This window comes from Streptomyces sp. NPDC058525 (assembly GCF_042719495.1).
GTDB lineage: Bacteria > Actinomycetota > Actinomycetes > Streptomycetales > Streptomycetaceae > Streptomyces.
Map to the genome: position 1 here is coordinate 40,168 of NZ_JBHXNP010000032.1, position 21,560 is coordinate 61,727.

General features: G+C 74.1%; 19 protein-coding genes and 2 pseudogenes. 14 read left to right on the top strand and 7 right to left on the bottom strand.

Going from position 1 to position 21,560, the window contains the following annotated elements; genetic code table 11:
• Window positions 1-111 precede the first annotated feature (111 nt).
• Entirely contained in the window at window positions 112-3,552 is a 3,441-nt protein-coding gene (locus tag ACFWP3_RS17390; RefSeq protein ID WP_384221516.1) for an endo-alpha-N-acetylgalactosaminidase family protein, read from the top strand.
• Here ACFWP3_RS17390 and ACFWP3_RS17395 read toward each other — a convergent pair.
• Window positions 3,530-4,420, bottom strand: coding sequence for a helix-turn-helix domain-containing protein (locus ACFWP3_RS17395; RefSeq protein WP_384221519.1), 891 nt, complete (start codon window positions 4,418-4,420; stop codon window positions 3,530-3,532). The two genes, ACFWP3_RS17390 and ACFWP3_RS17395, sit on opposite strands and share 23 nt — an antisense overlap.
• Before the next feature lie 32 nt (window positions 4,421-4,452).
• On the bottom strand, window positions 4,453-5,439 hold the full coding sequence (locus tag ACFWP3_RS17400) for an EamA family transporter (RefSeq protein ID WP_384221522.1): 987 nt from the start codon (window positions 5,437-5,439) through the stop codon (window positions 4,453-4,455).
• 29 nt (window positions 5,440-5,468) lie between these two features.
• On the opposite strand from ACFWP3_RS17400, the gene ACFWP3_RS17405 reads away from it, so the two are divergent.
• The 4 genes from ACFWP3_RS17405 to ACFWP3_RS17420 are packed head-to-tail and all read left to right on the top strand — an operon-like array spanning window position 5,469 to window position 8,649.
• Window positions 5,469-6,959, top strand: a complete 1,491-nt coding sequence (locus ACFWP3_RS17405; protein WP_384221524.1) for a PLP-dependent aminotransferase family protein — start codon at window positions 5,469-5,471, stop codon at window positions 6,957-6,959.
• Window positions 6,960-7,010: 51 nt separating this feature from the next.
• Entirely contained in the window at window positions 7,011-7,451 is a 441-nt protein-coding gene (locus ACFWP3_RS17410) for an LAETG motif-containing sortase-dependent surface protein (RefSeq protein WP_384221527.1), read from the top strand.
• 8 nt (window positions 7,452-7,459) lie between these two features.
• Window positions 7,460-8,134: an RNA polymerase sigma factor gene (locus tag ACFWP3_RS17415; RefSeq protein WP_384221530.1), complete on the top strand. Its 675-nt coding sequence runs from the start codon at window positions 7,460-7,462 to the stop codon at window positions 8,132-8,134.
• Complete coding sequence (locus tag ACFWP3_RS17420) at window positions 8,131-8,649, top strand: hypothetical protein (RefSeq protein ID WP_384221533.1); 519 nt, start codon at window positions 8,131-8,133, stop codon at window positions 8,647-8,649. The genes ACFWP3_RS17415 and ACFWP3_RS17420 overlap by 4 nt, the downstream gene beginning before the upstream one ends.
• An 85-nt stretch (window positions 8,650-8,734) precedes the next feature.
• On the opposite strand, the gene ACFWP3_RS17425 is transcribed toward ACFWP3_RS17420, so the two are convergent.
• Complete coding sequence (locus tag ACFWP3_RS17425; RefSeq protein WP_384221536.1) at window positions 8,735-9,187, bottom strand: MarR family winged helix-turn-helix transcriptional regulator; 453 nt, start codon at window positions 9,185-9,187, stop codon at window positions 8,735-8,737.
• Window positions 9,188-9,400: 213 nt separating this feature from the next.
• On the opposite strand from ACFWP3_RS17425, the gene ACFWP3_RS17430 reads away from it, so the two are divergent.
• The 3 genes from ACFWP3_RS17430 to ACFWP3_RS17440 all read left to right on the top strand — a co-directional run bounded on the left by ACFWP3_RS17430 (window position 9,401) and on the right by ACFWP3_RS17440 (window position 12,892).
• Complete coding sequence (locus tag ACFWP3_RS17430; protein WP_384221538.1) at window positions 9,401-10,627, top strand: MFS transporter; 1,227 nt, start codon at window positions 9,401-9,403, stop codon at window positions 10,625-10,627.
• A gap of 45 nt (window positions 10,628-10,672) precedes the next feature.
• The gene (locus tag ACFWP3_RS17435) at window positions 10,673-11,101 is read left to right on the top strand and encodes a heme-binding protein (RefSeq protein WP_384221541.1); all 429 of its coding nucleotides are present in this window, start codon (window positions 10,673-10,675) and stop codon (window positions 11,099-11,101) included.
• A gap of 132 nt (window positions 11,102-11,233) precedes the next feature.
• Complete coding sequence (locus ACFWP3_RS17440) at window positions 11,234-12,892, top strand: glycoside hydrolase family 20 protein (protein ID WP_384221542.1); 1,659 nt, start codon at window positions 11,234-11,236, stop codon at window positions 12,890-12,892.
• 59 nt (window positions 12,893-12,951) lie between these two features.
• Here the strand turns inward: ACFWP3_RS17440 and ACFWP3_RS17445 are convergent, their stop codons facing one another.
• Window positions 12,952-13,473, bottom strand: a complete 522-nt coding sequence (locus tag ACFWP3_RS17445; RefSeq protein WP_384221545.1) for a MarR family winged helix-turn-helix transcriptional regulator — start codon at window positions 13,471-13,473, stop codon at window positions 12,952-12,954.
• A gap of 135 nt (window positions 13,474-13,608) precedes the next feature.
• Between ACFWP3_RS17445 and ACFWP3_RS17450 the strand changes: the two genes are divergently transcribed.
• On the top strand, window positions 13,609-14,673 hold the full coding sequence (locus tag ACFWP3_RS17450) for an alkene reductase (protein WP_384221547.1): 1,065 nt from the start codon (window positions 13,609-13,611) through the stop codon (window positions 14,671-14,673).
• Window positions 14,674-14,721: 48 nt separating this feature from the next.
• On the opposite strand, the gene ACFWP3_RS17455 is transcribed toward ACFWP3_RS17450, so the two are convergent.
• On the bottom strand, window positions 14,722-15,528 hold the full coding sequence (locus ACFWP3_RS17455; RefSeq protein WP_384221550.1) for an endonuclease I family protein: 807 nt from the start codon (window positions 15,526-15,528) through the stop codon (window positions 14,722-14,724).
• A gap of 217 nt (window positions 15,529-15,745) precedes the next feature.
• Between ACFWP3_RS17455 and ACFWP3_RS17460 the strand changes: the two genes are divergently transcribed.
• A complete protein-coding gene (locus tag ACFWP3_RS17460) occupies window positions 15,746-16,312 on the top strand; it encodes a DJ-1/PfpI family protein (protein WP_384221552.1) in 567 nt (188 codons plus the stop codon).
• A gap of 62 nt (window positions 16,313-16,374) precedes the next feature.
• Here the strand turns inward: ACFWP3_RS17460 and ACFWP3_RS17465 are convergent.
• A pseudogene (locus ACFWP3_RS17465) lies at window positions 16,375-16,752 on the bottom strand (DUF1062 domain-containing protein); the annotation flags it as partial.
• A 303-nt stretch (window positions 16,753-17,055) separates the two neighbouring features.
• Between ACFWP3_RS17465 and ACFWP3_RS17470 the strand changes: the two are divergent.
• Entirely contained in the window at window positions 17,056-18,042 is a 987-nt protein-coding gene (locus ACFWP3_RS17470; RefSeq protein ID WP_384221554.1) for an SMP-30/gluconolactonase/LRE family protein, read from the top strand.
• Here the strand turns inward: ACFWP3_RS17470 and ACFWP3_RS17475 are convergent.
• Window positions 18,026-18,838: a glutamate ABC transporter substrate-binding protein gene (locus ACFWP3_RS17475; protein WP_384221556.1), complete on the bottom strand. Its 813-nt coding sequence runs from the start codon at window positions 18,836-18,838 to the stop codon at window positions 18,026-18,028. The genes ACFWP3_RS17470 and ACFWP3_RS17475 overlap by 17 nt on opposite strands.
• Before the next feature lie 217 nt (window positions 18,839-19,055).
• On the opposite strand from ACFWP3_RS17475, the gene ACFWP3_RS17480 reads away from it, so the two are divergent.
• The 3 genes and pseudogenes from ACFWP3_RS17480 to ACFWP3_RS17490 all read left to right on the top strand — a co-directional run bounded on the left by ACFWP3_RS17480 (window position 19,056) and on the right by ACFWP3_RS17490 (window position 21,506).
• Window positions 19,056-20,144: a hypothetical protein gene (locus tag ACFWP3_RS17480; protein ID WP_384221558.1), complete on the top strand. Its 1,089-nt coding sequence runs from the start codon at window positions 19,056-19,058 to the stop codon at window positions 20,142-20,144.
• Window positions 20,145-20,224: 80 nt separating this feature from the next.
• A pseudogene (locus ACFWP3_RS17485) lies at window positions 20,225-20,297 on the top strand.
• A 72-nt stretch (window positions 20,298-20,369) separates the two neighbouring features.
• Entirely contained in the window at window positions 20,370-21,506 is a 1,137-nt protein-coding gene (locus ACFWP3_RS17490; protein ID WP_384221560.1) for a gala protein, read from the top strand.
• Window positions 21,507-21,560: the final 54 nt, after the last annotated feature.

Below are 21,560 nucleotides of genomic sequence, written 5' to 3' on the forward strand. Positions count from 1 at the left end.
CCATGGGTTTGCCCGGTCGCGGTCCGCAAGCTGTCAGGTCAGTGAGCGGACCGCTCGGGCCTGCGTGCCGAGCGGTCTTCCGCCAAGGAAGCGCCGACTCCCGGAGGTCCGATGCGCACCCCCCTCTGGCCGGCCGCGGCCGCGGTGGCCGGCCTGGTCGCCACCCTGGTCGTGGCCGCACCCGCCGCACCCGCCGCGGCGGCCGCACCCGTGACGATCACCTCGCCCGAACTGTCCGTCAGCGTCGACAGCGGCTTCCCCCGCGTCATCAGCTACACCCGCCGGGCCACCGGCGACGTCCTGCACGGCAACGAGGACGTGCTGAGCACCGTGCTCGTCAACGGGACGAGCCACACCCCGACCGTGACCTCGACGCCCTCCGCCTCGGGGGTGGACTACGCGCTCTCCTTCTCCGGAGTGACCGTCAGATCCCGTCTTTCGGTGACCGGTTCCGTCGTGGAGTTCAACGTGACCGCGATCGAGGACACCGCGGCGCTGCGCGTACGCACCTTCGCGATCCCCGACCACCACCTCGTCAGCGTCCGCAGCGACCAGCCCGGCGCCGCCCTGGCCACCGCGAACATGCACACCGCCACCACCGGCACCGGGGACACCTTCACCCCCGTCACCGCAGCCACCCCCGTCGACCCCGCCGCGACCACCGTGATGTACGGCCTGGCCAACACCGGGCGGCTGGCCGCCGCCATCGACTCCAACTCCCTGTACGACACGCCCTCGGGCGGCACCGCGCGGGAGAACGGCCGGATATCCAAGCGGGTCACCGACAAGGGCGGCTACCGCCGCGCCGGCCTGTGGAGCGGAGCGTGGCTGTACCGGCCCGCGGGCGCAGCCGACAGCGACACCGAGCCCCTGCCGTACGTCCGCGTCGCGATCACCGCCGACCGCAACGCGGACTCCGCCGTCGACTGGCAGGACGCCGCCGTCGCCTACCGCGACATCTGGACCCCGCCCACCGGCTGGCAGGACACCGCCGACCGCGTCGTGCAGCGGATCCCCTTCAACTTCGCCTCCCAGGCCACCCATCCCTTCGCGCAGACCCTGGACGAGACCAAGCGCGTCAACCGAGCCACCGACGGCCTCGGCCAGTTCGTCCTCCTCAAGGGCTACGCCTCCGAGGGCCACGACTCCGCGCACATGGACTACAAGAACATCGGCTCCAAGCTGGGCGGCGCCGTCGACCTGAACACCCTCACCACCGCCGGCCACGCCTACAACGCCGACTTCGGCGTGCACATCAACGCCACCGAGGAGTACCCGGTCTCGGCCACCTTCGACCCGGCCCACCAGAGCGGCGGGCTCGGCTGGGACTGGCTGGACCAGTCGTACTACGTGGACACCCGCAAGGACGGCCAGTCCGGGCAGCGGCTGAAGCGGCTCCAGGACCTCAAGGCCGCCGCCCCCGGCCTCGACTTCCTCTACGTGGACGTCTGGTACGGCGACGGCTACGTCTCGCGCAAGCTCCAGCGCGAGATCACCGGACTGGGACTCCAGCTGACCACCGAGTTCCCCAACACCCTGACCGAACAGTCCCTCTGGCACCACTGGGCCACCGACGTCAATTACGGCGGCAGCGACCTCAAGGGCATCAACTCCACCATCGCCCGGTTCATCGCCAACCACGCCAAGGACGACTGGATCGCCCGCAGCCCGCTGCTCGGCGGCGCCGAGATCACCGCGTACGAGGGCTGGCAGGGCAAGAAGGACTTCACCGCCTTCCTCAACACCACCTTCGCCGTCAACCTGCCGACCAAGTACCTCCAGGAATCCCCGATCGTGAAGTGGACCGCCGACACGGTGACCCTCGCGAACGGCACCACCGTCACCACCACGGGCAGCAAACGCCAGATCACCACGGCCGGCCGGACCGTCCTGTCCGGAGACGCCTACCTGCTGCCCCGCGACGGCAAGCTCTACCACTGGAACGACAAGGCCGGCTCCACCACCTGGACCCTGCCCGCCGGCTGGAGCGCGCCCAAGCTGTACCGGCTCACCGACACCGGCCGCGTGCCGGCCGGCGACCTCACCGTGGGCGCGGGCGGCCAGGTCACCATCAACGCAGCCGCCCGCACCGCGTACGTGGTCACCAACGGCGCACCGGCCGCCCCGGCCGACCCCCAGTGGGGCGAGGGCACCCCGGTCAAGGACCCCTCCTTCTACTCGGGCGGCCTGAACGCCTGGACCGTCACCGGGACCGGCGCCGCCGTCACCCGCAACGCCCAGGGCCAGAGCGAGCTCACCTTCGCCCCCGGCACCGCCCCCGCCGTCTCCCAGCAGCTCACCGGCCTCACCCCCGGCACCTACGCAGCCTCCGTCTGGGTCTCCACCCCCACCGGCCGGGCCGCCACCCTCACCGCGACCCCCGCCGGCGGCGCCGCCGCCTCCGTGTACGCCGACTCCTCACCGCTGACGAACAACCTCGGCGGCAGCGAGAAGAACGGCACCCGGATGCAGCGCATGAAGGTCCTCTTCGACGTCCCCGCCGGACAGTCCACCGCCACCCTGCGGCTGTCCGCCGCCACCGGACCGGGCACCGTCTACCTCGACGACGTCCGCGTGGTCCGCTCCGCCCGCACCCCGCTCGCCGGGCACTGGTTCGCCGAGGACTTCGAGAACGTGGACGCCGGCTGGGGCCCCTTCGCCTTCGGCGGCGCGGGCGGCTCCGCCACCGACCCGCGCACCCACATCGCCCAGCGCAACGCCCCGTACACCCAGGCCGGATGGAGCGGGAAGCTGGTCGACGACGTGATCGGCGGCCAGAACTCCCTCAAATCGCACGAGGAGCGGACCGGACTGGTCTACCGCACCCTGCCGCAGACCCTGCGCTTCACCCCGGGCCGCTCCTACAAGGTGACCTTCCGCTACGAGAGCGGATTCAGCGGCGACTACCAGTTCGTCACCGGATCCGGCACCACCGAGACCGCCACCGCACTGAACCAGGCCCGTACCCCCACCACCTTCACCAAGACCTTCACCGCCGGGGCCGACGCCTGGATCGGCGTACGCAAGGTCACCCCCGAGGACTCCCACAACGAGGCCGACCTGATCCTCGACGACCTGGCCGTCGACGACCTCGGCCCGGTCGGCGGCGGTGAACTGCTCGTACCGCAGAGCCAGATGAGCGTGACGGCGGTCGACAGCCAGGAGACCGCCGGAGAGAACGGCAGCGCCGCCAACGTGCTGGACGGCGACGCGTCCACCATCTGGCACACCCAGTGGTACGCCGCCACCGCGCCCCTGCCGCACGAGATCACCCTCGACCTCGGCGCCTCCTACAACGTCTCCGCCCTCCACTGCCTGCCCCGGCAGACGCAGAGCAACGGACGGATCGCCGACCACCAGGTGTTCACGTCCACCGACGGCGTCACCTGGGGCGCGGCGGCCGCCTCCGGGACCTTCGCCGACACGGCCGCACAGCAGGACGTCGCCTTCACCCCGCGCACCGCGCGCTACGTGAAGCTGAAGGCCACCAGGGAGGTGGCGGGCAACCCGTGGACCTCGGTCGCCGAAATCACCATCGGCCACGTGCCGTAGGGAGTGTCCTGCCGGCCGACTGCTGCGCCCGGAACCGCACGGGGGCCATGCCCACCCGGCGGCTGAACAGCCGGCTGAAGTAGGCCGGATCCTCGTAGCCGACCCGCCGGGCCACCCCGGCGACCGGCAGGTCGGTGCGGGCGAGCAGCTCCTTCGCCCGGCTCAGCCTGATCCCGAGGAGGTACTCCTTGACCCCCTCCCCGGTGCTGCGCCGCACCGCCCAGCGCAGCTGGGGCAGGGGCATCCCGAGCCGGGCGGCGTGCTCGGCCACCGATATCGGCAGCAGGGCGTCCCGCGCCAGGGTGTCCATCACGGCGTCCCCGTGCCGGGACACCTCGGCGCGGGCGTAGCGCAGCGCCACCAGCAGCCCGTGCACGGCGGCCGCTGCCTCGACCTCCAGCAGCGGGCCGCCGCGCCGGGCCGCCCGTACGATCCCGTCGACCACGTGCTGCACCCCGGCCGTCCCGCTCAGCGGTACCAGCGGCCGGTCCGGGGTCACGTAGCCCAGGTCGGTGTACGCCTCCACGCTGCTGCCCGTGAAGTCGACAAAGCACTCGTCCCAGCCGGTCCGCGGATCGGGCCCGTAGTGGTGCTCCACCCCCGGGACCAGCCACAGCAGCGCGGGCGCGGTCACCGGCTGCGGCGGCCGGCCGGCGTGGCTGAACCAGCCCCGGCCGCGCGTGACCACCACGGCGACGTGATGGTCGAGGGAGCGCGGCCCCACCACCGGCAGTCCGCCCTGCTGGACCCCCACCCCGAGGCAGACCAGGCCGAGTCTGCGGTGGTTGGCGGTGGGGGAGAAGTACCGCATCCAGCTGCTGTACGGGGAACCCGTGCACGGGGCACTGCTGTACGAGGGCGTCGCCATCTGCGGATTGTGATCCACGGGGCCCGGCGCCCTCAAGGGGACGCGGGCTCCCGGTGCGGCAGCGGGCCGGCCGCGCGGCGCGGCGGCCGCAGGCCCGCCGCCAGCCCGGCGATGACCACCACCAGGCCCAGCCACACCGCGGGCCCCGGAACCCCGCCGCCCGTGGCGACCCCGGTGCCCGCCGCGGCGAGCGGCGCGACCCCCGTCAGCAGCCCGGCCCGGCCCGAGCCCACGGCGGCCACCGTCCGGTACCAGAGCAGGAACGCCACCGCCGTCACCAGCACGGCGAGGTACGCGGCGGCCGCCCACTGGGCCGCGCCCTGTTCCAGCAGGTCGGCGGGGCGCTCGAAGCACACCGCGAGCCCCGCCAGCATCACCGCCCCCATCCACACGGCGTGTACGGACACCCCCCACGGGCCGTGCCGGCGCAGCACCGGCACGGCGAGCAGGGTGAACCCGGCCTCGCAGCCCAGCGCGAGGGCCGCCCAGGCCACCCCGGCGGCGTCCGTCCGGCCCGTCCCCTCCACCAGCACGGCCCCGGCCACCACCACGGGCGCCGCCAGCAGCACCTGGCGGCTGGGCCGCCGGCCCTCCAGGAACGGGCCGATCAGCCCCAGCAGGATCGGTACGGAGGCCACCGCGACGGCGATGACGGCCGGTTCGGCGTGCGCGACCCCGCGTACGACGGCCACGTTGAACAGCACCAGCCCGGTCGCCGCGACCCCGGCCAGCCACAGCCACTCACGGCCGCGCGGCCGCAGCAGCGGCACCCGGGCGGCCCGGGCCAGGGCGAGCAGCAGCAGGGCGGCGGCCGTGTACCGCACGGCCTGGACGGCGAACAGCGGGGCGTCGACGAGGGAGCGGGAGACGGTGACGCTGCTGCCCACCAGCACCATCCCGGCGATACCGGGCGCCAGGTCCCGGAAGGCGAGCGAGGGCGAACGCGCGGCCTGCGCGGCCTGCTTGGATTGAGCGGATTTCGGGCCATTCACCGGGCTGGTGGCTTTCATGCTCTTCATGTCCTCCAGCCTCGCGGCACAATGGTCCGGTGAGCAGGTCCAATGAAGACGCGAACCAGGGGTCCAAAAGCGGCTCGGACTTCCTCCAGCTGGACATCGGCCAGGCCCCGCCCGGCGGCCGCACCGACTGGCTGGCGGGCCGGCTGCGCGCCGCCATCGCCGACGGCACCCTGCCCGTCGGCAGCCGGCTCCCGGCCAGCCGGGTGCTCGCCGCCGAGCTCCGCGTCTCCCGCGGGCTGGTCACCGAGGCGTACCAGCGGCTCGCGGAGACCGGCCAGGTCTCCGGCCGCGGCCGCAGCGGCACGGTCGTCGTCGCCGCCCCGCCGCCGGTGGCCGAGCCCGCCGCCGCCCCCGCGCGCGGCGGACTCGTCGACGCCCTGCGGGCCGTGCCCTGCCGGATCGACCTCTCGCCCGGGGTCCCCGACCTGACGGCCTTCCCCCGTACCGCCTGGCTCCAGGCCGAGCGCCGGGTCCTCGCCGGCCTCACCCCGGCCGACTTCGGCTACGGCAACCCGCAGGGCGCGCCCGCGCTGCGCGCGGCCGTCGTCGGCTGGCTGGCCCGCAACCGGGGGATCCGCGCCGACCCCGACGAGGTGGTGATCGTCGCCGGAGTCGCCCAGGCGCTGGGCCTGCTGGCGCAGGTCCTGCGGGAGAGCGGGGTGCACCGCATCGCGGTGGAGGACCCGGGCTCCCTCGGGGCCCGCCAGCAGCTGGAGTACGGGCGGCTGGAGACGGTTCCCGTACGGGTGGACGAGCTGGGGCTGGACGTGGCCGCGCTCGAGGCGAGCGGCGCCGGGGCCGTGCTGCTCACCCCGGCCCACCAGTTCCCGACCGGGGTCGTGCTCGACGGCGAGCGCCGCCGGGAGCTGCTCGGCTGGGCGGCCGGCGGGGGACTGGTGATCGAGGACGACTACGACGCCGAGCACCGCTACGACCGCGCCCCCGTCCCCGCCCTGCGCGCCCTGCTGCCGGAGGGCGTCTGCTACGCCGGGAGCGTGTCGAAGCTCCTGGCCCCGGCCCTGCGCCTGGGCTGGCTCCTGGTCCCGCCGCGCCTGAGCGAGGCCGTGACCGCCGCCAAGCGGTACGCCGACCTGGGCAATCCGGTCCTCGCCCAGCTGGTCCTGGCCCGGCTGATGGACTCGGGGGAGCTGGAGCGGCACCTGCGGTTCGTCCGGCGCCGCCACCGCCGGCGCCGCGACGCCATGCTCCGGGCCGTCGCGGACCGGCTGCCGGGGGCCCGGGTGCACGGCGCGGCCGCGGGGCTGCACCTGATGGTCACCTTCGACGGCGCCGGCTTCGAGGACACCGCCCTTGCCTCGGCGGCCCTGGAGCTCGGGGTCAAGACCCACCCGCTGTCCTGGCACCGCCTCGCCCCGGGCCCGCCCGGCCTGATCCTGGGCTACGCGGCGGGCTCGGCGGGCGAGATCGAGGAGGGGGTCGAGGTGCTGGGCACGGCCCTGCGAAGAATTCTCGGCCGAAGGCGGCAACCTCCCGCGGGGTCGCGCGTCGTGCGGGGGTGAAGGGTGCGGTTCCGCGCCCCGACCCCGACCCGATCGTGGAGAACCACCGTGATGAACCTGAAGCGCGTCCCCCGCAGCCTCCGCCGGGCGGCCGTCACCGCGGCCGCCGCGGGGGCGGTCGTCGCCCTCGCCGGCCCGGCGGCCGCCGCCGCGGGTGGCTCCGCCCCGGCCACGCCCGCGCCCGCGTCCAGTGCGTCGCCCAGCGCCGCGCCGAAGACGCCCGCCACCGGCGCACTGCCGACCCCGTCCGTCAGCGTGCCCGGCAGCGAGCGGCCGAGCGCGGCTCCGAGCGCCGCCCCGAGCAAGGCCCCGAACGCCGGCACCGGCCCGGTCCCGAGCGAAGCCCCGCAGCCCGCTGCTTCGCCCGCCGGTGCCGAGCTGGCCCATACTGGCTCCTCCGCGACCACCGCCGCACTGGGGGCCGGGGCCACCGTCCTCATCGCCGCCGGCGCCGGGACCCTGTACGCCGTGCGGCGCCGCGCCAACGGCTGAGGAATCCTGTGCTCCACCTCGCACCACCCGTCGGCCCCCTCACGCCCGGTTTCGCCCGGGCGTGGCAGGGCCTGTGGTCGTTGCTGCGCCGCGACCGCTCCGCCCCGGCGGCCGAGCCCCGGCCGTACGGGCTTCCGTACGAGGGCCGGTACGGCAGCCCGTACGGGGACGGCACCGCGGGCGGTCCGGGAGACGCGCCGCCCACCGTCACCGCGCTCTACCACGCGCACCGGCTGCGCATGGTCCGGCTGGCGGTGCTCCTCGTCGACGACCTGGCCACCGCCGAGGACGTGGTCCAGGACGCCTTCACGGCGCTGTACCGCCGCCACGGCGAGCACATCGCCGAAGTGGACAACGCCCTGGGCTACCTGCGCACGGCCGTGGTCAACACCTCGCGCTCGGTGCTGCGCCGACGGCGTACGGCCCGGGCCTGGACCCCGCCCTCACCGGCCGACGTACCGTCCGCGGAGACGCACGTGGTCCTGGACGAGGCACACCGAGAAGTGCTCTCCGCCCTCGGCCGGCTGACCCCGCGCCGCCGCCAGGTGCTGGTGCTGCGGTACTGGGCGGACCTCAGCGAGGCGGAGATCGCGAGCACCCTCGGGATCAGCCGGGGAGCGGTGAAGTCGAACGCGAGCAGGGCCCTGGACGCACTGGAACGGATTCTGGAGGGACGGGTATGACGTACGGCGAACGCTCCCTCGAACGCCGCGTCGAGGGCAGGCTGCGCGCGGCCCTGGACGCCCGCGCGGCCGGGATCACGGTCCGCGAACTGCGCCCCGCCGATCCGCCGGGGCCGCACGTACGCCGGTTCCCGGCGCTGCGGCTGCGCCGGCTCGGCCTGCCGCTGGCCGGGCTGGCCGCCGCGGCGGCGGCCGTGGTCGGCTACCTGGTGCTGGCCCCGGACCCCGCGCCGGTCCGTCCGGTGCCGCCCGCCGCCCCGCCCGAGATCGGGCCGCCGACGCCGACGCCGACGCCTTCGTCGCCGGCCCCGTCCGTGAGCCCGGGGGCGGGCTCCGAGCCGGGCCCGGACCCGAGCGCCTCGCCCTCCGAGGTGCCGGATCCGGCGAAGAGCGGGCCGTCGAGGCCGGCGGGGGGCCCGCTCCCGCCGTCGAAGTCCGCGACCCCCTCGGCGACCCAGCCCACGCCCTCCCGCCCGGTGCCGTCCTCGGTGTCCCCGAGCCCCACGCGGCCGTAGCCGGGGCGGGCCGGGGGCGAGTCCCGTGTGCCGTGGCCGGTGAACCCTCCCGGTCACGGCGCCAGGGCAGGATCCAACAGGCGGTCTAGGACCGGGTGTTCTCCACCACCGCGACCAGCGGGGCCAGCTGCGGATTGCGCGCCGCCTCGTCCAGCGCCTCGCGCAGGGCGGTGTCGTTCGTCGGCCGGGCGGCTGCCAGCAGGGCCAGGCCCGACTCGCTCACGTCGGTGTAGATGCCGCGCCGGTCGGTGTCGCAGAGGTAGCGGCTCAGCAGACCGCGGTCCTCGAGACGGCTGACCAGGCGGGTGGTCGCGCTCTGGCTGAGCAGCACCGAGTCGGCGACCTGGTGCATGCGCAGGTGCCCGCCCGGACCGTTGTGCTGCCGGCTCAGGACGTCGAGCAGCGAGAACTCGCGCACGCTGAGGCCGTGGCCGGCCTGGAGGGCGCGTTCGATGTGCGACTCGATCCGCCCGTGCAGCAGGGAGAGGGCGCACCAGCCCTGGGAGAGGGCGGTGAGCGCGCTGTCCGTGGCCGTCATGGGCTCCTCCTTCGAAGCGGGTACCGCGTGTGACCACCAGGATAGGTCACACGCGCAATAGCCCGCGCTTGCAAATATCCCGCGTCTGCAATTAATGTGTACGCGTGTAAGCGGCGACCGCAACGTGTCGCCCCCGGTGGCCGCCCGCCACCCCCGCACCACACCCCCCTCCCCCCGCACCACACCCCCCTCCCGCCGAAGGACACCTCCCTCATGCCTCTCGCCCTCCTCGCCCTCGCCATCGGGGCCTTCGGGATCGGCACCACCGAGTTCGTGATCATGGGCCTGCTGCCCGAGGTCGCCGACGACTACGGCGTCTCGATCCCCACCGCGGGCTTCCTGGTCACCGGCTACGCCCTCGGCGTGGTCCTCGGCGCACCGCTGATGACCGTGCTCGGCACCCGCATCCCCCGCAAGCGGATGCTGATGCTGCTCATGGGCCTGTTCATCGTGGGCAACGTGCTGTCCGCGCTCGCCCCCGCCTTCGGGATCATGCTCGCCGGCCGTGTCGTCGCCTCGCTCGCCCACGGAGCCTTCTTCGGCATCGGCGCGGTCGTCGCCGCAGAACTCGTCGCCCCCGAGAAGAAGGCCGGAGCCATCGCCATGATGTTCACCGGCCTGACGGTGGCCAACGTGGTGGGAGTCCCGCTCGGCACCTTCGTCGGCCAGACCCTCGGCTGGCGCGTCACCTTCCTGATCGTCGCCGGGCTCGGCGTCCTCGGCCTGCTCGGCATCGCCCGCCTGGTCCCCGAACTGCCCCGGCCCGAAGGCGGCGTACGGATCCGCAGCGAGCTGGCCGCCTTCCGCAACGTGCAGGTGCTGCTGGCGATGGCGATGACCGTGCTCGGCTTCGGCGGAGTGTTCGCCGCGATCACCTACATCACCCCGATGATGACCAACGTGGCGGGCTTCGCCGACTCCTCCGTCACCTGGCTCCTCGTCCTCTTCGGCCTGGGCATGGTCGCGGGCAACCTCATCGGCGGCCGGTACGCCGACCGTGCGCTGATGCCGATGCTGTACGTCTCCCTGGGCGCGCTCGCCGTCACCCTGGCCGTCTTCACGCTCACCGCCCACACCAAGGCGGGCGCCGCCGTCACCGTGGTGCTCATCGGCGCCCTCGGCTTCGCGACCGTGCCCCCGCTCCAGAAGCGGGTCCTCGACCAGGCCGCGGGCGCTCCGACCCTGGCCTCGGCCGTCAACATCGGCGCCTTCAACCTGGGCAACGCCCTGGCCGCCTGGCTCGGCGGCCTCGTGATCGCCGCCGGCCTCGGCTGGACCGCCCCGAACTGGGTCGGCGCGGCGCTGGCCGCCTCCGCCCTGGTGCTCGCCCTGGTGTCCGGCGCCCTGGAGCGCCGTACGGCGGGCGGCGCGGCCGGCGGCCGGGTCGCCGCCGGCGCGGCCCCCGCCGAGGCGGCCGCCGCCGTACCCGCCCACCACTGATCCGCCCCCGTTCCCCGCACGACCCCCTCGCAAGGAGAAACCCGCATGTCCGGCCCCACCCGCACCGCCGTCGCCCCGCTGACCACCGAGGACGCCGAGCTGCTCGTCGCCGCCGCCACGGCCGCCGCCGAAGCGGCCGGGGCCACCGTCAGCGTCACCGTCCTCGACGCGGGCGGCCACCTGCTCGCCTTCCGCCGCGACGACCGCGCCGTACTGATCTCCGGCGAGACCAGCACCCGCAAGGCCTTCACGGCGCTCCAGCTGGACGCGCCCACCGCCGACCTGGTCGCCGCCGTCCAGCCCGGCGCCCCCTTCCACACCCTGCCCACCGCCCTCGACCGTCCGCTGCTGTTCATCGCCGGCGGGCTGCCCGTGCACCGCGACGGCCGCCTGATCGGGGCCCTCGGCGTCGGCGGCGGCGCCCCCGAGCAGGACCACGGCTTCGCCGCCGCCGCGCTCGACGCCCTGGTCTGAGACCGCCCCGTCCTGAGACGCACGGGCTGAGACCGCCCCTGTGACCGCCCAGGTCCGAGCCCTCCCGGTCGCGCGCCCGTGTCCCCCGTGCCAGGTTGGTACGGGGGACACGGGCGCATGGGACGCGGGCGCATGATCCGGAAGCCGAGGTTTCACGTGAGAGGCCACGCCATAGCGGCGGCCGCGGTCGCCGCACTGGTCACCTTTGCCACCCCGGCCTGCACGGCCGCCTCCGACCAGGCCCGTGCTCCGGCGGCCCCGGCCGCCCCGACCCCCGGAGCGAGCCCTCCGGCCGGGTCCGCGGCCCCCGCCCCGGAACCCACCGCGGCCGCCCCGTCCCCGACGCCGTCCTACGCCCTGTCCACCGCCCCGCGCACCATCCCCGCCGTACGGGAGCACGTGCCGGCCCGGGGACCCGGCTGGAAGCCCGCCCCCGAGGCCCGGGTGGTCGTCGCTCCCGGCGACAAGGCCGCCCTGTCCGACGAGGGCCGGCTGCTCGCCGGTGAACTGGGCATGGGGTACGCCGAATCGGCGGAGCCCGGCCCGGGCGACGTGCACCTGGCCCTCGGCGCCAAGGGGTCCGGCCCGGCCGAGTCGTACACCCTCGACGTCAAGGACGGCCGGGTCCGTATCACCGGCCCCGACGAGGCGGGCGTCTTCTACGGTACGCGCACCCTCAAGCAGGCCGTGAAAAGCGCCGGTTCGGCCCCCGAAGGCACCGTGCGCGACGGCCCGGCCGAGCCGCAGCGCGGCCTCAACCTCGACATCGCGCGCAAGCACTTCACCCCCGACTGGATAAAGGACCGGCTGCGCGAGATGGCCGACCTGAAACTCAACCAGCTCGGCCTGCACTTCTCCGACGACCAGGCCTTCCGCATCGAGTCCGACAGCCACCCCGAGATCGTCTCCACCCCGCACCTCACCAAGGCGCAGGTGCGCGACATCATCGCGCTCGCCGCCCGCCTGCACATCACCGTCGTCCCGGAGATCGACTCGCCCGGACACCTCGGCGCGGTGCTGCGCGCGCACCCCGACCTCCAGCTGCGCGACGCGCAGGGCAGGGCGGTGAAGGGAGCGGTGGACATATCCAACCCCGCGTCCGCGAAGCTCATCGACGAACTGCTCCGCGAATACCAGCCGTTGTTCCCCGGCGGGGCCTGGCACCTGGGCGCCGACGAGTACCAGGCGCTGGTGGTCCGCGACCCGGAGGCCTCCTTCCCGCAGCTCGCCACCGCGGCGCGGGAGCGGTACGGGCCGAACGCCCGGGTTCAGGACCTGGCCACGGGCTGGCTCAACGACCGGGCGGACACCGTGCGCCCGTCGGGCAAGGCGCTGAAGGCGTGGAACGACGGGTTCTTCGCCGGAGGGACCGCGAAGGCGGCCGACGACATCCAGGTCGAGTACTGGACCGGCAAGGAGATAGGCGCCCGCCCGCCGCTCGAGTACCTGCGCGAGGGCCGCAAGCTCGTGAACCTCAACGACGAGTACCTGTACTACGTGCTGGGCGAGCCCAACCAGTTCACCTACCCCACCGGGCAGCGCATCTACGAGCAGTGGACCCCGCTGGTCCTGCGCGGCAGCACCGCCGTCCCGGCGCAGTACGCCGGCCAGATCCTGGGCGGGCGCCTCGCCGTCTGGGCCGACCTGTCCGGCGCCCAGACCCAGGACCAGGTGGCGGCCGGCATCCGGCTGCCGCTGGCCGCGCTCTCCCAGAAGGTGTGGGACGCCCGCACCCCGACCGTGCCGTGGTCCGGTTTCCGGGACCTGGCGAACCGCCTGGACCCGCCGTAGCACGCCCGGTCGCACGGGCCCTGGCCCCTGGCCGTCGGCCCCTCGCCCCTGGTTCCGGCCTAGCAGGCGGTGTCGCAGTCCCCGTCGCCGCTCCGGGCGAGCTCGGAGCACAGCGTGGTCTCCACCTTGCCCAGCAGGCGGGTCAGTTGGGCGCTCTCGGACGCGTCGAGGCCGGCCAGCGTCTGGCGCTCCAGCTCGCCCCAGGCCCGGCGCACCTCGAAGAGCAGCCCGCAGCTGGTCTCCGTCGCCTCGACGAGGGAGGCGCGGCGGTCGGCGGGGTCGGGGCGGCGCCGGACGTGGCCGGCCTGTTCGAGGCGCTGGAGCATCTTCGTCACCGTCGACGGGTCGAGGCCGACCGCCTTGATCAGCTCGGACTGGCGCACGGCCCCGCTGTCCCACAGGTGCATCATCAGGAACTCCTGTCCCGGATGCAGTCCCAGATCCCGTAGGGCTCGGCCCGCGGCGATCCGGTGGAGCCGGGCCACGCGGCTGATGGCGTGACTGACCGGTCCGTCCAGCACCGCCCCGGGCACCGGACAGACGGGTTCGGTACGCGGTTCCCCGGCTGCTTGCGCGGTCATGGCGGCGGTCCTCTTCTCGTCTCGGGCTGGAAATCCTACCCGCCTCCCAGATTTTACCTTGGTCGGCCAAGTAATGGGGTACGCTGCCTCTCGGAAGCCAATCATTGGCCGACCAATTAACTCTGTGAGGCAGATATGACCAGCGCATTCGAACCCGTCCACATCGCCGGCGGGCTCCTCCCCAACCGCATCGCCCTGGCCCCCATGACCCGGAGCCGGGCGGCCGAGGGCGGGATCGCCACCGGCCTCGTCGCCGAGTACTACACCCAGCGCGCCTCCGCCGGACTGATCATCAGCGAGGGGATCCAGCCCTCCGCCGTCGGGCAGGGCTACCCCTTCACCCCCGGCCTGCACACCGCCGAGCAGGTCGCGGCCTGGCGCGGGGTCACCGACTCGGTGCACGCCGCGGGCGGCCGGATCTTCGCGCAGATCATGCACTCGGGCCGGATCGGCCACCCGTCCCTGCTGCCCGACGGCCTCATCCCCGTGGCGCCCTCCGCCGTCGCCGCCGAGGGCCAGGTCTTCACCGCGGACGGCCTCCAGGACTACGTGACCCCGCACGAGCTGACCGGCGCCGAGGTGCGGGCGACCATCGCCGACTACGCCGAGGCCGCCCGCAACGCCGTGGAGGCCGGCTTCGACGGCGTCGAGCTGCACGGGGCCAACGGCTACCTGATCCACCAGTTCCTGGCCCCGGGCTCGAACCTGCGCACCGACGAGTGGGGCGGCACGGCCGAGAACCGCGTCCGCTTCGCCGTGGAGGTGGTCAAGGCGGTCGCCGCCGCGATCGGCGCCGAGCGCACCGCGCTGCGCGTCTCGCCCGGCAACCCGTACAACGGCATCTCCGAGCCCGACCCGCAGCCCGTCTACGAGGCCCTGGTCAAGGAGATCGACGGGCTCGGCCTCGCCTACCTGCACGTCATGGAGTACGGCCCGGAGGTCCGGGAGACCACCCTCGCCCTGCGCAAGCAGTTCTCCGGCCCGCTCGTGCTGAACCCGGCGACCGAGGGCCCCACCGACCACCGGGCGCTCACCCTGATCGAGGACGGCACCGCCGACCTGCTCGCCTTCGGCGCCCTCTTCCTGGCCAACCCCGACCTCCCGGAGCGGCTGCGCACGCAGGGCCCGTACAACACCCCGGACCCCGCGACCTTCTTCGGCGGGGACGCCCGCGGGTACACGGACTACCCGGCGCTGTGAGGGCGGCTCGGGGGGCCGCTCGGGGGGCCGCTCCGGAAGCGGGTGCGGTCACCAGATGGAGGCGACCCACTCCGGGTGGTCGATGAACGGGTTCCGGTTGTGCTGGTAGACATCGAAGATGATCTGGTTGCGGCGCTGCTCGAAGGCGTCCGGCGGGTCCATCTGGTGCCACTGCTTCAGCACGCTGATCCGGCCGTGGGCGGGGGCGGAGCCGTTGCCGACCCGGTCGTTCAGCTCCAGGTTCGCGAAGCCGTCGCCGCCCTCGTAGCGGACGGCCATGTAGAGGAGCATCCGGGCCACGTCGCCCTTGACCGCGTTGCGCGGCTCGAAGGAGTCGGCGTCGGTGAGGCTGCCGGGTGCCTCGCCGACGGGGCTGCCGCCCCGGTCGAAGTCCTTGTTGCCCCGGGTGCTGTTGACGGTGACGTCCTCGGGGCGCAGGTGGTGCAGGTCGGTGCCCGGGCCGGTCGCGGTGCCGAAGTCGCCGTGGCTCTTGGCCCAGACGTGCTCGCGGTTCCAGTCGTTGGCCCCGCCGCCGTTGGTGGACTTCGACTGGGAGCGGCCTGAGTAGAGCAGGATCACGTTGTCGGGGTTCGCCGGGTCCTGGTCCGTCACCTTGAGGGCGTTCCACACGCCGTCGTAGTTCACCTTGGACTGGTTCTTGATGATGCCGTGCAGGGCGGCCTTCAGGGCGGCGCCGGTCTTGCCCTCGGCGGCGGCGTAGTAGTCGTCCGCGGCGGCCGCGGCCGGCCGGGGTTCCGCCGCTTGCCGCTGGCCGGCGGAGGCGGCGGCCGGGATCGCGAAGAGGGCGGCGGCGGCGAGGCCGGCGGCCCAGGGAGTCAGGCGTGAGATTCTCATGGCGTGGGGGATACCTCTCCACAAGCACCGTCCCCGCCCGGGGAATTGGCGGGGTGTCGGGTGGCAGAGCGAGGCTCACATTGTCATGTGCCGTACAGGTGAAAACCATGTGTCGGGAGCGCGGACCTTGGCGGGTGTGCGGGCCGCGGGCGGCGGGCAGGGTAGCGGTGGCCCCACGGGCCCCATCCGACCGTGAACAGTGCTTCTGGAGCAGCCCATGGCAGTGAAGATCCTCATCGTGACCGGCGACGCGGCCGAGTCGCTGGAGGTCCTGTACCCGTACCAGCGCCTGCGCGAGGAGGGCTACGAGGTCCACATCGCGGCGCCGTCGGTGAAGAAGCTGCGCTTCGTGGTGCACGACTTCGAGGACGGCTTCGACACCTACACCGAGAAGCCCGGCTACACCTGGCCGGCCGACTTGGCCTTCGCCGACGTGGTCACCGAGGACTACGCCGCCCTGGTCGTCCCGGGCGGCCGCGCGCCGGAGTACCTGCGCAACGACCCCGAGGTGCGGCGGATCCTGGCCGCCTTCGCCGAGGCGGACAAGCCGATCGCCCAGATTTGCCACGGCCCGCTGATCACGGCCGCGGCCGGGGCGCTGACGGGCCGCCGGGTGACCGCGTACCCGGCGCTGGAGCTGGACATGAAGTCGGCCGGGGCCGACTTCGAGGACTCCGAGACCGTGGTCGACGGCACCCTCGTGTCGGCCAGGGCCTGGCCCGACCACTCGCGCTGGATGCGGGAGTTCCTGACGGTGCTGCGCGGCAAGGCCCCGGTGGCCTGACCGCTCGCGGCGCCGGGGCCCGTCCGGCGGATCGTGCCGGACGGGCCCCGGTTCCGGGAGGCTCAGCGCTTGAGGACGAAGGTGAAGTCGCCGCGGAGCCTGCCGCGCAGGCGGACCGCCGAGACCAGGTTGCCCTCGGTGAGCAGCCTTTCGACCTCGGCCCGCGAGAGGCCGAAGCCTTCGGCGATCAGCCGCACCGGCCGGATGGGGATCCGCGCCGCGAAGCGGACCGAGACCTCGTACGCCTCGCCGTCCGGGCGGTCGGATCCGCCGGTGTCGAGGTGCCAGGCGCCGTCCCAGTCGAGGGCGACGCGGTTGCGGCGCAGCACGGACGGGTCCTGGAGCAACTCGGCCGCCAAGCCGGGATCGTTGCCGTGCAGCCGGTCCAGGAGCCCGGGGCGGATGGAGCGCACGTTCGTCCGCTCCAGGACCGTGAGCTGCAAAAAGCAGCGCGGCGCACAGGTGCGACGCGCGACGCATCAGCGCTCGGGGGGTCTCACTTGGTGTACAACGGCACGTCCTCGGACGAGGCGACAGGGGCGGGAGCACCGTAGCCGCGCACCGGAAGGCGGCTCCACCGGTTTTCCCGGGCCGCCCGGGCCGCCCGGGCCGCCCGGGCCGGACTGGCCGCCCGGGCCGGACTGGCCGGACTGGCCGGTTCCGGGACAGACGTGGCGGGGGCGGTGTGCTGAGGTGGCAGGGTCGACCATCGCGCGTGCCACGGAAGTCGAGAGGACACCACTGTGACTGGACGGACCGAACCCCTGGGCCGGCGCAGGTTCATCGGCGCTGCCGCAGTCCTCGGCGGCGCCGCGCTCGCGGGTCCGCCGGCCCCCGCCGCCGCGGCCCGGCCGCTCGGTGCCGCGGCGTCCGCCGGCGCGCGGCCCGAGACCCTCGCGACCCCGCCCGGCTTCCAGCCCGAGGGCATCGCCGTCTCCGCCCGGGGCCTCGCCTACACGGGCTCGCTGATCGACGGCTCCCTGTACCGGGCCGACCTGGCCACCGGCGCCGGCCGGATCATCACCGAGGGCCGGGGGCCGGCCTCGGTCGGGCTCAAGCTCGACACCTACGGAAGGCTCCTGGTCGCGGGCGGCGGCAGCGGCGAGATCAGGGTCGTCCACCCCGGTGACGGCCGCGTGCTGGCCACCCACCGGGCCGCGACCGGCGCCACCTTCGTCAACGACGTCGTCGTCGGATGCGGGGGCGCGTGGTTCACCGACTCCTTCAAGGACGTGCTGTACTTCCTGCCCGCCGGACGCGAGCTGACCGGCCCGGGCGCGGCCCCGCGCACCCTCGCGCTCGGCGGGGAATGGGTCCCGGTCCCGCCCGGCGGCGCGCACTGGGGGGCCAACGGCATCGAGCGGACCCCCGACGGCCGGGCCCTGCTGGTGGTGTACGGCGCCGTCCAGTCGCTCTTCCGCGTCGACCCCCGGACCGGCTCCGCCACCCGGACCGTCCTGGACGGCGGCTCGGTGGCCAACGGCGACGGGCTGGTGGTGCACGGCCGCACGCTGTACGTCGTACGCAACTGGAGTTACGCCGTCGACGTGTTCACGTTGAGCGGGGACGGCCGCCGGGCCCGCTTCGTCCGGCAGATCACCGACCCGCGCTTCGACGAGCCGACGACGGCGGCCGTGCACGGGAACCGGCTCTACGTGGTCAACGCCCGCTTCGACGCCGACTGGTCGGACCCGGCGACCGCCTCGACGATCGTCAGCTGCCCGCTGTGATCGGCGGGGCGGGCTCGTACTTGTAGTCGGGGCCGAAGTTCTTCTTCACGGCCGCTTCCCACGAGCCGTCCTCGACCATCTTCTTCAGAGCGGCGTTGATCTTGCCCTGGAGCTCCTTGTCGCCCTTCTTGACGCCGATGCCGTAGTTCTCGTTGCTCAGGTTCTGGCCCGTGAGCTTGAACTTGCCCTCGTTGCCCTTCCTGGCCGCGTACCCGGCCAGGATGGAGTTGTCCGTGGTCATGGCATCGACGAGGTTGTCCGCGAGGGCGACGAGGCACTCGGAGTACCCGGGGAGCTCCAGGACGCTCGCCTTGGGGGCGAGCCCCTTCCTGATGTTCTCGGCCGAGGTGGAGCCGGTCACCGAGCAGAGCCGCTTGTTGTTGAGGTCCTCCGCCTTGGTGATGGAGGTGTCGGCGGCGCGGACCAGCAGGTCCTGGTGGGCCACGAAGTACGGCCCGGCGAAGTCGACCTTCTCCTTGCGCTTGTCGTTGATCGAGTAGCTCGCGGCGACGAAGTCCACCTCGTTGTACTGGAGCAGCAGTTCGCGGTCGTTGCTGTAGACCTGCTTGAACTCGATCCGGTCCGGGGTGTAGCCGAGCTCCTTGGCCACGTAGGTGGCCACGTCCACGTCGAAGCCGGAGAAGGTCCCGCCGGGCTCGCGCATGCCGATGCCCGGCTGGTCGAACTTGATGCCGATGGAGAGGGTCCCCGTGGCCTTGTCGTCACCGCCGCAGCCGGAGGTGGTCAGGGCGAGGGCGATCACCGCGGCGACCGCGCCGGCCTGGGGAACCTTCATTGCTGCACTCTTTCCTCGAATAACGCGGGACGGCCGTCAGGGTCGCTGGGGCGCGTGGAACCGCGGGGACGTGGGGGGACGTCAACACACGTGTACGAGGAAGCTAGGAAGGCGACGGACGCAGCGTCACTACATCTGAGCAAAACTTGAGGATAACGATCCGGTTCGGCCGCAGAACCTGTGGTGCGCCCGAACCGGGGCGGGAGAAAGGGCGGGCATGGGGACAGGATCGGTACGGGTCGACGGCAATGCGCTGCTTCTGGGCGAAGGGGTGCAGATCCGCTTCATCCGGACCCTGCGGCTGCCCGAATCGGGTACGCACGCACTCCCGCCGGGGCTGGGGGAGTTCCCGCTGCGGCGGGTCGAGGACTACCCGGACACGGCGCCGCCGGAGTGGCTGGCGAAGGGCGGCGTGATGCTGCCGGTGTACCTGCGCGAGGCGATGTGGCTGAGCTTCGGCCGCAGCGCCGAGCCCGCCGCCCTCCAGGTCGGGGTCGGTAAGGTGTGCGCGGTGTCGGGGGAGCGCTGGACGGGCGGGCTGGCCCGTGACCCGCAGAACTACGTGGTGCTGCCCCGTCAGCCGTGGCTGGACGGGATCAACTCGGGCGACGGGACGGTGCGCCAGTTCGTCGCCGTGCCGCTGGGCCTCGGCGCCACCGTCGAGGGTCAGGTCACCGGCGAGGAGACCACCGGCGGGGTGCAGCTCCAGGCGTTCCCGCTCGGGGAGCAGGCGCTGGCCGAGTGGCGGCGCGCGCAGCGGGAGGCCCGCAGGGCGGTGCCCCGGCCCGGAGCCGGACCGGCCGCCCCCGGCGGCTTCGCCGGCTACGGCGGGGCCGTGCCCATGCCGATGGCGGCGCCGCCGCCCGGCGCGATGCCCCCGCCGGGTTCGCCCGCACCCCGGGGCGCGGCGCCCGCGGCCCCGGCCATGGGGCTCGGCGTCGGCGGCTCGATGCGCCAGGAGGTCTACCGCGACGACCGGCCGCTCTCCGCCTGGGCGCCGGAGCCGGCGGCGCGGGTCTTCGTCCACCTGGTGACCCCGCCCGCGTGGCGCCGGATCACCGGCGAGGACGCACCGCCCTCGCCGGTCGACCGGGCCGCCTACACCCAGGCCGCGCTGCCCTGGTTCGACTATTACGACGAGTCCGGCGCCGACCTCGCGCCCGCCGAGCCCCTGACCGGGGTCAAGCCGGTGGGGGAGTGGCTCGGGGACGACCACGCCCCGTGGGCTGAGCCGGTCCCGGGACAGGTCAAGCCACTTGGAAACGCCCCCAGGCCGGGCAAACCCGTACAGGACGGCAACTGGTAGACGTACCGGGGCAGTCGGGGACCGCACCCCCAAACTGGTGATCGGTTTCCGGCTGCCGGATCGGTATGATCGTCCGCAGCAAGGCCGTAGCGCAGAGGTCGTCGCGCCCACGCATCGAGCTGGAGGACGTCGGTTCGAATCCGACCGGTCTTGCGTCTGCGTGATGCACACCCGATGGATACGCGATCGTCGCCGGGCACCGGCGCAGGAACCGGTGGAGTGGTGATGACCCAGCCGACACCCGTACGGTGCCCCGCGATCGAGCACCCCGACCTGCCGCCGGCCGACCCGGCGGCGCTCGACCCGCTGCTCGCCCGGCTCGCCGCCGACCGGCCCGTCGAAACCGACGAGACCTTCCCGCTCGGCACCCTGCGCGCCGACGGCCGCGCCGACCTCTGCAAGCAGGGGCTCGGCCCGGCCGGCGCCGGCCGGCTGCTGCCGGCCGCGGCCGCCTCCGCGCACGCCGCCCACCTGCTGCTCGGCACCAACGCCATCGGCGACACCGGCGCCCGCACCCTGGCCGGGACCCTCACCGGCGGCCACGGGCTGCACACCCTCTACCTCGGCTGCAACCGGATCGGCCCCGCCGGGGTGGGCGCCCTCGCCGGAGCACTCGCCGACGACAGCACCGTCCGCGCCCTGTGGCTCAAGCGCAACCCGCTCTTCGCGGACGGCGCCCGCGCCCTCGCGGCGCTGCTGCGCCGCAACACCGCCCTGCGCACCCTCGACCTGGTCAACACGGGGATCGGCGCCGAGGGCGTACGCCTCCTGCTCGACGCCCTGCTGGAGCGCGAGCAGCCCCTGGAACGGCTCTTCCTCGGCGGCAACGGCCTCGGCGCCGACGACGCCCCGCTGCTGGCCGCCCTGATCCGGGAGGCCGGGGTGCGCGAGCTGTACGTCCCGGCCAACCACCTCGGCGACCAAGGCGCCGCGGCCCTCGCCACCGCCGCGGCCGGCTCGGCGCACCCGGTCCGCCTCGGGCTCGGCGGCAACGGCATCGGCGCCGCCGGAGTGCGTTCCCTGGCCGCCTCCCTCGGCGGCATCGAAGGCCTCGACCTCGGACGGACCCTGTCCGAGCGGAGCCTCGGAGCCCCCGGCAACCACCCCGGCGACGAAGGGGCGTACGCCCTGGCCGCGGCCCTGCCCGGCAGCCCCCTGCGCCGCCTGGAGCTGCGCCACACCGGCCTCACCGGGCGCGGTGCGAAGAGCCTGCTCGCGGCGGTGTCCGCCGACAGCCCCCTGGAGTACGTCGGCCTGGGCCCCGGCCTGCCCCGCCGCGTGAAGCGCTCCTTCGGCGCACGGCTCCGCCCCGCCCGGGCCTCCCACCCGGACGTGCGCGCCATCGGCAGCGTGTACCGGTGATCCGGCAGCCCGATGCCTTCCCGCCCGAGGACGGTCCGGCCTGGCAGCGGATCC

Coding starts and splice junctions, on each gene's coding strand:
- ACFWP3_RS17420 (WP_384221533.1), top strand. CDS start 8,131: ATGACGTACGGCGAACGCTCCCTCGAACGCCGCGTCGAGGGCAGGCTG.
- ACFWP3_RS17430 (WP_384221538.1), top strand. CDS start 9,401: ATGCCTCTCGCCCTCCTCGCCCTCGCCATCGGGGCCTTCGGGATCGGC.
- ACFWP3_RS17410 (WP_384221527.1), top strand. CDS start 7,011: ATGAACCTGAAGCGCGTCCCCCGCAGCCTCCGCCGGGCGGCCGTCACC.
- ACFWP3_RS17450 (WP_384221547.1), top strand. CDS start 13,609: ATGACCAGCGCATTCGAACCCGTCCACATCGCCGGCGGGCTCCTCCCC.
- ACFWP3_RS17445 (WP_384221545.1), bottom strand. CDS start 13,473: ATGACCGCGCAAGCAGCCGGGGAACCGCGTACCGAACCCGTCTGTCCG.
- ACFWP3_RS17490 (WP_384221560.1), top strand. CDS start 20,370: ATGACCCAGCCGACACCCGTACGGTGCCCCGCGATCGAGCACCCCGAC.
- ACFWP3_RS17435 (WP_384221541.1), top strand. CDS start 10,673: ATGTCCGGCCCCACCCGCACCGCCGTCGCCCCGCTGACCACCGAGGAC.
- ACFWP3_RS17475 (WP_384221556.1), bottom strand. CDS start 18,838: ATGAAGGTTCCCCAGGCCGGCGCGGTCGCCGCGGTGATCGCCCTCGCC.
- ACFWP3_RS17455 (WP_384221550.1), bottom strand. CDS start 15,528: ATGAGAATCTCACGCCTGACTCCCTGGGCCGCCGGCCTCGCCGCCGCC.
- ACFWP3_RS17460 (WP_384221552.1), top strand. CDS start 15,746: ATGGCAGTGAAGATCCTCATCGTGACCGGCGACGCGGCCGAGTCGCTG.
- ACFWP3_RS17395 (WP_384221519.1), bottom strand. CDS start 4,420: ATGGCGACGCCCTCGTACAGCAGTGCCCCGTGCACGGGTTCCCCGTAC.
- ACFWP3_RS17390 (WP_384221516.1), top strand. CDS start 112: ATGCGCACCCCCCTCTGGCCGGCCGCGGCCGCGGTGGCCGGCCTGGTC.
- ACFWP3_RS17440 (WP_384221542.1), top strand. CDS start 11,234: ATGATCCGGAAGCCGAGGTTTCACGTGAGAGGCCACGCCATAGCGGCG.
- ACFWP3_RS17400 (WP_384221522.1), bottom strand. CDS start 5,439: ATGAAGAGCATGAAAGCCACCAGCCCGGTGAATGGCCCGAAATCCGCT.
- ACFWP3_RS17425 (WP_384221536.1), bottom strand. CDS start 9,187: ATGACGGCCACGGACAGCGCGCTCACCGCCCTCTCCCAGGGCTGGTGC.
- ACFWP3_RS17480 (WP_384221558.1), top strand. CDS start 19,056: ATGGGGACAGGATCGGTACGGGTCGACGGCAATGCGCTGCTTCTGGGC.